The organism is Streptomyces justiciae (assembly GCF_015163075.1).
Classification (GTDB): domain Bacteria; phylum Actinomycetota; class Actinomycetes; order Streptomycetales; family Streptomycetaceae; genus Streptomyces; species Streptomyces justiciae.
This window is the reverse complement of sequence record NZ_JADDXU010000007.1, coordinates 475,701-485,294: the sequence shown is the minus strand read 5'-3', so window position 1 is coordinate 485,294 and position 9,594 is coordinate 475,701. Positions and strand designations below refer to the sequence as shown.

The window sequence follows — 9,594 nt, the reverse complement described above, 5'->3', positions numbered from 1 at the left end:
AATTCTTCAAAGGGTTGGATCCTGAACTTCGGTTCGGGGTCCAACCCTTTTTTGTTCTGCGTCACTTGAAGTTCACGTTGCGCAAGGAGCATCCGCAGCATGGGTACTGCTGCAATGCTCAGGGCCGCCGGCGTCGGAGTCGGTGACGAGGTCGTCGTACCGGCCTTCGGGAACGTCGAGGTGGCCGAGTCGGTCGTGCTGGCCGGTGCGCTTCCGGTGTTCGCCGACATAGACCCGGTGACGTACTGCCTTGACGTGGCCGCCGTCGAGGCGGCCGTAACTCCGCGGACGGCGGCCGTGGTTGTCGTACACCGGTTTGGGCGGCGGGCCGACATAGCGGCGCTGCACGGTGTGGGGCAGCGGCACGGGCTGCTGGTGCTGGAGCAGGGGGAGTCCGAGGCGCCGTACGACGAGGTGGCTCAGCGGCGGGAGCGGGCCGCTTATCTCGATGGGAAGTTGAAGGGGGTCTGGACCCCTGATGGTGGGGACGGGCACACCTATCAGCAGTACGTCGTGCGGGTGCCCGGGAACGGGCGGCCCGATCGGGATGCCTTTGCTCGGGCCTTGCGCGGGCGCGGAGTTGAGTGCCGGGTGCCGGTGAAGACTCCTGTGCACCGGCTGCCCGAGTTCCGGCGGTGTGTGTCCTTGCGGGAGACCGAGCTGGCGGCGGACGAGACGCTGGCTCTGCCCGTCGACGCCTCGCTCACCAAGCGGGACATGCAGCGGGTCGTGGGTGCCTGCAATGCGCTCGGCGGGCTGCTTCAGGCCGCCTTCTGATCGAGTTTGGAAGCACGGGTCTGTTCGGGCTATGATCTATTCCGTTGCCGCGAGGGAAACCTCGAAAAAGCAACAGGCCCCCTTAGCTCAGTCGGCAGAGCGTCTCCATGGTAAGGAGAAGGTCAACGGTTCGATTCCGTTAGGGGGCTCCAACTGAAAGGCCCCGCCCCAATCGGGCGGGGCCTTTTGCGTACCCTTCTCAGTCCTTGTGCAGGCCGGGGATTCGCATGGCGAGGATCGCCATGTCGTCGGACGGGGCGTCCGAGGCGAAGCGCTCGACCGCGCGCATGACACGGGCCGCGACCGCGCCGGCCGTGAGGCCCGTGCAGGTGGTGAGGACGTCGGCGAGGCCGTCGTCGCCCAGCATGCGGGTGCCTTCGCGGCGTTCGGTGACGCCGTCCGTGACGCAGAGGAGGACGTCGCCCGGGTCCAGGGTGACCGACTGCTCGTACAACTCCAGGTCCTCGATGACTCCCAGGAGCGGCTGGGGCTCGGCGGCCGGTTCGACCGTGCCGTCCTGGCGCAGGCGGAGCGGGAGGGGGTGGCCGGCGCAGACGACCTTCATCTCGGCGCTGCCGTCCTCCTGGGGGCGCATCTCGCCGTAGAGGAGAGTCAGGAAGCGGCTGCGGGCGCCCTCGTCGAGGATCGCGGAGTTGAGGCGCTCCAGGACCGCCGGGCCCGACAGACCCTCCCTGGCGAGCAGGCGCAGCGCGTGCCGGGCGAGGCCCGTCACCGCGGCCGCGTGGGGGCCCGTACCGCAGACGTCGCCGATGGCGAAGCCGTAGACGCCCTCGCGGATGGGGAAGACGTCGTAGAAGTCACCACCGACCTCGTTGCCCTCTCCGGCCGCGCGGTAGATGACCTCGACCTCGATGCCCTCGATCGCGGGCTGCTCGGGGGGCAGGAGGCTGCGCTGGAGGGACTGGCTGATGGCGGTGCGCTCGGAGTAGAGGCGGGCGTTGTCGAGGGCCAGGGCGGCCCTGCGGCTCAAGTCCTCGGCCAGTTCCAGGATTTCCTGGCGGAAGTGTTCGTCGGTGGGCTTGCCGAGGGTCAGCATGCCGATGACGCGGTTGCGGGCGACGAGGGGGAGGACCACTGTTTCGCCGCCCACCGCCGATGCCGTGGCCAGGGTGGGGCCGATGCCTGTGCTGATGCGGCCGATCGGCTCGCCCAGGCCGAGGCTGCGCATGGAGGTGCGCAGGGCCGCCTGGTGGGCCGCCTCGGCGGGTGCCGACCAGACGCGGGCGCCCGGGGTGGGGACCGGGTCGGGCGGGGAGATCTTCGAGAGCAACGACTTGATGCCGTCGATGAGTTCCTCGTCCTCGTGCAGGACGTACGACAGGTACGGCTCCGAGGCCTGGTCGGCGATCGTGTAGACCGCGCACCAGGTGGCGAGGGTCGGGACCGTCATCTGGGCCATGAGGGCGAGGGTCTGATCGCGGTCCAGGGTGCCCGCCAGGAGGTCGGAGGCCTCGACCAGGAAGCTGAGAGAGCCTCGGCGCAGGCGTTCCAGTTCGCCGAGGCGGGCCGACTCGACCGCCAACGCGATGCGGTCGGCGGCGAATTGGAGGCGTAGGGCCTCTTCGTTCGAGTATCTGCCGGGGGCCTCGGCGGCGACGCCCAGGGAGCCGGTGAGGCGGCCCTCGACCTTCAGGGGGACCGTGACGACCGAGCGCATGCCCGTGCCGCTGAGGAGGGGGACCGCGCCAGGGACGGCCGACAGGTCGTCGTGGACGGCGGGCATGCGGGCCGAGCCGTAGCGGCCGGGGCCGGCTTCGACGGGCACGCGCGCGAAGCGCTGGCGGGCGGAGGGGAGGCCGGTGGAGGCGCGGACCTCCAACTCCGTTTCGTCGTCGGTCGCGAGGAGCAGGAAGGCGGAGTCGCCGTCGAGCATGTCGCGGGCGCGCTCCACCGTGCGCTGGAGGAGGCCGTCGAGGTCGTCCGGGGCCGGGGAGCCGATGAACACCTCGAAGGGGTCGGTGCTCTGGCCGTCGGCGGGGGACGTGTCGGAGGTGGGGATGCGCAACGGGGTCTGGAGGACCGCGCGTTCGTGGTCGCGGACCAGGAGGCAGACCGTGGAGGGCTCGCCGCCGGTGTCGCGGACGCGGAGGTGGGAGGCGTACACCGGTGTGACGCGGCCGTTGGCGCCGCGGATGCCGTAACTGCCTTCCCAGCGCGAGAGTTGGAGGGCCTCGGCGATGCCGGTGCTGGTGCCGGGGGTGTGCGGCCAGGCCGCGAGGTCGGTCAGGGGCTTGCCGGTGACCTGTTCGGCCGGGTAGCCGAAGAGTTCCTCCGCGTCCTCGTTCCAGGCCGTGATGGCCGCCGTACGGTCGATCTGGACGACTGCCACGCGGACGCGGCCGTCGGCGAGGGGGAGGAGGTCCGCGGGAAGGGACGGGCCGGCGGCGCGGGTGCCCACCGGGCGTTCGGGGAGGTCGAGCTGGAACCAGACCTGCTTGTGGGTGGGTGTGTAGTCGACGCCCCAGCGGCCCGCCAGGGCGGCGCACAGCTGGAGTCCGCGGCCGCCCTCGCGGTCGGGGCTGCCCATGGTGGCGGGGTGGCCCTGGAGGGGGATCTCGCGTTCGGGGTAGCGGTCGGCGACCTCGATCCGTACGCCGTCGTCGCTGCGTAGACACAGGACGTCCGCGGCGGTGCCCGCGTGCACCACGGCGTTCGTCACCAGTTCGCTGGTGAGGACCACCGCGTCGTCGACGATGTCGGCGAAGCCCCAGCCCTGGAGTGTGTCGCGGACGAAGGAGCGGGCGCTCGCGACCGATCGCCCGACGGGCTCGAAGCTGGCGGCCGCGCGCGCGGTGATCACTGAACTCCTCGTCCGGTTGTCGGCGTGCAGGGCTCCGTGGCCGACCGGCTCGTGCCGCTGGTGCGGCAGGCCGTCCGTCGGCCGGCGGTCCGGGGGATGTCCCCCCGGGATCAGTCCGGTGGTCATGTTGTGCGGCCGCCCCTCCGATGCCCGCTCGTGCTCGTGCCACCGCCCAGGCCGGACGGACCGGCGCGGCTGGACAGCCGCATGCAAGGTTACTTACCTTCCCCGTCCATGCGGATGCCGGTCACCAGTGTTTCCGTCCGGAGGGTGTGCGGACGATGTGCGAAGCTGCCGAACTGTTATGGCCGGGTTCAGCCAGGGTGAAACACTGGGCAAGCTTCTTGTGAAGGTCCGGGCAGGCCGGGTGTCATCTGCCGCGAGCGGGCAGCAGCCCGTGATGCGGCCTGGTATATCCGGCACGGGTACACAGCAGCATCAACCGGTACGTCGGGCAGTGGTACCGGAGCACAGCAGTAACGGTCGACCCCTGCGGGAGGGACACAGTGGAGTCTGGCGCAGCGACGCGGGGCACTAAGACGCGCGCGAAAGGCGGACAGTCCCTGAACAACCAGCGCAAACCGCGCGGCGGGACCACCGCGGTGGACACGGCCGCCCTGAACCGACTGCTGGCGGCTCTGGTGTCGATGCGGGACGGGAACTTCCGCAAGCGGCTCACGGTGTCCGGTGACGGCGTGTTGTCCGAGATCGCGGCGGTTTACAACGAGGTGGCCGACCGTAATCTGCATCTCACGGGTGAGCTGTCCCGGGTGCGGCGGATGGTGGGCCGTGAGGGCAAGCTCACGGAACGGCTGGAAATCGGCGCCTGTGAGGGCTCGTGGCTGACGGCCATCGACGCCTCCAACGCGCTGGTCGACGATCTCGTACGGCCTGTCTCGGAGGTCGGTCGGGTGCTCTCCGCGGTCGCGGAGGGTGATCTGTCGCCGCGTATGGAGCTGCGGACGCAGGCGCCGGACGGGAGCGGGCATCCGCTGCGCGGGGAGTTCCTGAAGGTCGGGCGCACTGTCAACAATCTGGTCGACCAGCTGTCGACGTTCACCGACGAGGTCACGCGCGTGGCCAGCGAGGTGGGCACCGAGGGCAAGCTGGGCGGGCAGGCCAAGGTGCGCGGGATGTCGGGTTCGTGGAAGGACCTCACGGATTCGGTCAACACCATGGCGTACCGGCTGACGGCTCAGGTGCGGGACATCGCGCTGGTGACGACGGCCGTGGCCAAGGGTGATCTGTCCCGCAAGGTCACCGTTCATGTGGCCGGCGAGATGCTGGAGCTGAAGAACACCGTCAACACGATGGTGGACCAGCTGTCGTCCTTCTCCTCCGAGGTGACCCGCGTCGCGCGCGAGGTGGGCGTCGAGGGCGAGCTCGGCGGGCAGGCGCAGGTGCCCGGTGTGGCCGGTGTGTGGAAGGACCTCACCGATTCGGTGAACCTGATGGCCGGCAATCTGACGGCTCAGGTGCGTGGGATCGCCCAGGTCACGACCGCGGTCGCCAGCGGTGACTTGTCGCAGAAGGTGACGGTGTCGGCGCGGGGCGAGGTCGCCCAGCTCGCGGACACGATCAACCAGATGACCGAGACGCTGCGGATCTTCGCGGACGAGGTCACGCGCGTGGCCAACGAGGTCGGTGCCGAGGGGCAGCTCGGCGGGCAGGCGAATGTGCCGGGTGCGGCGGGGACGTGGAAGGACCTCACCGATTCGGTGAACACGGTCTTCCGGAACCTGACCATCCAGGTGCGGGACATCGCGGCCGTGACGACCGCTGTGGCGAGCGGTGACCTGTCGCAGAAGGTCACGGTCGACGTGGCCGGCGAGATGCTGGAGCTGAAGAACACCGTCAACGGGATGGTGGACCAGCTGTCGGCGTTCGGTGCCGAGGTCACGCGCGTGGCGCGCGAGGTCGGTGTCGAGGGTGAGCTGGGCGGGCAGGCGCAGGTGCCCGGGGCCGCCGGTACCTGGAAGGACCTGACCGACTCCGTCAACACGGCGTTCCGGAACCTCACCGGACAGGTGAGGAACATCGCCCAGGTGACGACGGCCGTGGCCAACGGTGACCTGTCGCAGAAGGTCACCGTCGATGTGTCCGGCGAGATGCTCCAGCTGAAGAACACCGTGAACACGATGGTGGACCAGCTGTCGGCCTTCGCGGACCAGGTGACGCGGATGGCCCGGGACGTGGGCACCGAGGGCCGCCTGGGCGGTCAGGCCGTCGTGCCGGGGGTTTCCGGTACGTGGAAGGAGCTCACCGACTCCGTCAACTTCATGGGTGGCAACCTCACCTCGCAGGTGCGGCAGATCGCCCAGGTGACGACCGCGGTGGCCCGGGGCGACCTGTCCCAGAAGATCGACGTCGACGCGCGCGGCGAGATCCTGGAGCTGAAGAACACCATCAACACGATGGTCGACCAGCTGTCCGCCTTCGCCGACCAGGTGACCCGGGTGGCCCGCGAGGTGGGTACCGAGGGCCGCCTCGGCGGGCAGGCGCAGGTGCCCGGCGTCGCCGGTGTGTGGCGCGACCTCACCGACTCAGTGAACGGCATGGCGTCCAACCTCACCGGCCAGGTGCGCAACATCGCGCAGGTCGCGACCGCGGTGGCCCGGGGTGACCTGTCCCAGAAGATCACCGTGGACGCGCGCGGCGAGATCCTGGAGCTGAAGAACACCCTGAACACGATGGTCGACCAGCTGTCGTCCTTCGCCGAAGAGGTCACGCGTGTGGCGCGCGAGGTGGGCACCGAGGGCATCCTCGGCGGCCAGGCCGAGGTGCAGGGGGTCTCCGGCACCTGGAAGGACCTCACGCAGTCCGTGAACTTCATGGCGAACAACCTGACGATCCAGGTGCGCAACATCGCCGAGGTCACGACCGCGGTCGCCAAGGGCGACCTGTCGAAGAAGATCACCGTCGACGCCAAGGGCGAGATCCTCGAACTCGTCAGCACCGTCAACACGATGGTGGACCAGCTGTCGTCCTTCGCCGAGCAGGTGACCCGGGTGGCCCGCGAGGTGGGTACCGAGGGCATCCTGGGCGGGCAGGCCCATGTGCCGGGCGTTGTCGGCATCTGGAAGGACCTCAGCGACAACGTGAACCTCATGGCCAACAACCTGACCATGCAGGTGCGGAACATCTCCCAGGTGGCGTCCGCGGTCGCCAACGGCGACCTGACGCGGACGGTGACGATCGAGGCGCGCGGTGAGGTCGCGCAGCTCGCCGACACCTTCAACACCATGGTGAAGACGCTGAGTTCGTTCGCCGACCAGGTCACCAAGGTGGCCCGCGAGGTGGGTACGGACGGCATCCTGGGCGGGCAGGCGCGCGTGCCCGGTGTGGCCGGTACGTGGAAGGACCTCACCGAGTCCGTGAACCAGATGGCGTCCAACCTGACCGGTCAGGTGCGGAACATCGCCATGGTGACCACGGCCATCGCCAAGGGTGACCTGACGAAGAAGATCGACATCGACGCGCGCGGCGAGATCCTGGAGCTGAAGACCACCATCAACACGATGGTCGACCAGCTCTCCTCCTTCGCCGAGGAGGTCACCCGAGTCGCCCGCGAGGTGGGCACGGAAGGACAGCTCGGCGGCCAGGCACGCGTGCGTGACGTCGACGGCACCTGGCGGGACCTCACCGAGTCCGTGAACGAGATGGCCGGGAACCTGACCCGGCAGGTGCGTGCCATCGCGCGCGTGGCGACCGCGGTGACCCGTGGCGACCTGAACCTGAAGATCGACGTGGACGCGTCCGGGGAGATCCAGGAACTCCAGGACTACATCAACAAGATGATCGCCAACCTGCGCGACACCACGATCGCCAACAAGGAGCAGGACTGGCTCAAGGGCAACCTGGCCCGTATCTCCGCGCTGATGCAGGGCCGCCGCGACCTCGCGGACGTGGCCTCGCTGATCATGAGCGAGCTGACGCCGGTCGTCTCCGCGCAGCACGGGGCGTTCTTCCTCGCGATGCCACTCGTCGACGGCAAGGACGCGAGCGCCGACCAGGAGGACTCGTACGAACTGCGCATGCTCGGCTCGTACGGCTACTCCATGGGCTCCATGCCGACCTCGTTCCGGCCGGGTGAGGCACTCATCGGGACGGCCGCGCAGGAGAAGCGCACGATCCTCGTGGAGAACGCGCCCAGCGGTTATCTGAAGATCTCCTCCGGCCTCGGCGAGGCGCCTCCGGCGCAAGTGATCGTCCTTCCGGTGCTGTTCGAGGGCAAGGTGCTCGGTGTCATCGAGCTGGCCTCCTTCACTCCCTTTACGCAGATCCAGAAGGACTTCCTCAACCAGATCGCCGAGATGATCGCGACCAGCGTCAACACCATCTCCGTCAACACCAAGACCGAGCAGCTGCTGAAGCAGTCGCAGGAGCTGACCGAGCAACTCCGTGAGCGGTCGGCCGAGTTGGAGAACCGGCAGAAGGCCCTCCAGTCGTCCAACGCCGAACTGGAGGAGAAGGCCGAGCTGCTGGCCCAGCAGAACCGCGACATCGAGGTGAAGAACACCGAGATCGAGGAGGCGCGGCAGGTCCTGGAGGAGCGCGCCGAGCAACTCGCCGTCTCCATGCGGTACAAGAGCGAGTTCCTCGCCAACATGTCGCACGAGCTGCGGACGCCGCTCAACTCGCTGCTGATCCTCGCCAAGCTGCTCGCCGACAACGCGGACGCCAACCTCACCCCGAAGCAGGTGGAGTTCGCCGAGACCATCCACGGGGCCGGCTCCGACCTGCTCCAGCTGATCAACGACATCCTCGACCTGTCGAAGGTCGAGGCGGGCAAGATGGATGTCTCCCCGACGCGTATCGCGCTGGTCCAGCTCGTCGACTACGTGGAGGCCACCTTCCGCCCGCTGACCGCGGAGAAGGGCCTGGACCTGTCCGTACGGGTCTCGCCGGAGCTGCCCGCCACGCTGCACACCGACGAGCAGCGGCTGCTCCAGGTGCTGCGCAACCTGCTGTCCAACGCGGTGAAGTTCACCGACTCCGGCTCGGTCGAGCTGGTGATCCGGCCCGCCAACGCGGACGTGCCGATGCAGATCCGCGAGCAGCTTCTGGAGACCGGTTCGCTGCGGGACCCGGACGCCGCTCTGATCGCGTTCTCCGTCACCGACACCGGGATCGGGATCGCGGCCAGCAAGATGCGGGTGATCTTCGAGGCGTTCAAACAGGCGGACGGCACGACCAGTCGCAAGTACGGCGGTACGGGCCTCGGGCTCTCCATCTCGCGGGAGATCGCCCAGCTGCTCGGCGGCGAGATCCACGCCCAGAGCGAGCCCGGTCGCGGCTCGACGTTCACGCTGTATTTGCCGCTGCACCCGAGCGAACTGCCGCCGCAGGGCTACCAGCAGCCCATGCCGGCTCTGGAGGCCGGTGAGCTGCTCGCCTCGGAGAGCAACGGGCTGTCCGAGGTGGAGGTCGAGACGCCGGCCGAGGTGCGGTCGTACCAGGAGACGCAGAACGGTGCAGCCGCGCTGTTCCGGCGCCGCCGCCGGACCCTGCCGGAGGTCGAACAGCGGCCTGATGAGCAGTGGTCGGCGACCGAGCAGAACCAGGCGACGGAGGTGCGGCGCGGTATCCGGTTCGGCGGCGAGAAGGTGCTCATCGTCGACGACGACATCCGCAACGTCTTCGCGCTCACCAGCGTCCTGGAGCAGCACGGGCTGTCGGTGCTGTACGCCGAGAACGGCCGTGAGGGCATCGAGGTCCTGGAGCAGCACGACGACGTCACGGTCGTGCTCATGGACATCATGATGCCGGAGATGGACGGGTACGCGACGACGACGGCGATCCGCCGGATGCCGCAGTTCGCGGGCCTGCCGATCATCGCGCTGACCGCGAAGGCGATGAAGGGCGACCGGGAGAAGGCGATCGAGTCGGGCGCCTCCGACTACGTGACCAAACCGGTCGACCCCGATCACCTGCTCGCGGTCATGGAGCAGTGGATGCGGGGCGCGTGATGCGGGGCCCGCGCGGGAGTGCGCGGG

3 protein-coding genes and 1 tRNA gene are annotated in these 9,594 nt (G+C 68.9%); 3 read left to right on the top strand and 1 reads right to left on the bottom strand.

Translation table 11 applies throughout. The features are described 5' to 3' along the window. The first annotated feature begins 114 nt into the window (after positions 1–114). Together IQ210_RS22295 and IQ210_RS22290 are read left to right on the top strand one after the other, a co-directional pair. Positions 115–777 carry a DegT/DnrJ/EryC1/StrS family aminotransferase gene (locus IQ210_RS22295; protein WP_059198503.1) on the top strand — a complete coding sequence of 221 codons (663 nt, stop codon included), beginning with the start codon at positions 115–117 and terminating at the stop codon, positions 775–777. A gap of 76 nt (positions 778–853) precedes the next feature. After that, positions 854–929 (top strand) — tRNA-Thr (locus IQ210_RS22290). Between the two features lie 47 nt (positions 930–976). Here IQ210_RS22290 and IQ210_RS22285 read toward each other — a convergent pair. After that, entirely contained in the window at positions 977–3,724 is a 2,748-nt protein-coding gene (locus IQ210_RS22285; protein ID WP_194080820.1) for a SpoIIE family protein phosphatase, read from the bottom strand. A gap of 380 nt (positions 3,725–4,104) precedes the next feature. Here IQ210_RS22285 and IQ210_RS22280 point away from each other — a divergent pair, with 380 nt between their 5' ends. Then, entirely contained in the window at positions 4,105–9,567 is a 5,463-nt protein-coding gene (locus IQ210_RS22280; RefSeq protein ID WP_194080819.1) for a HAMP domain-containing protein, read from the top strand. Positions 9,568–9,594: the final 27 nt, after the last annotated feature.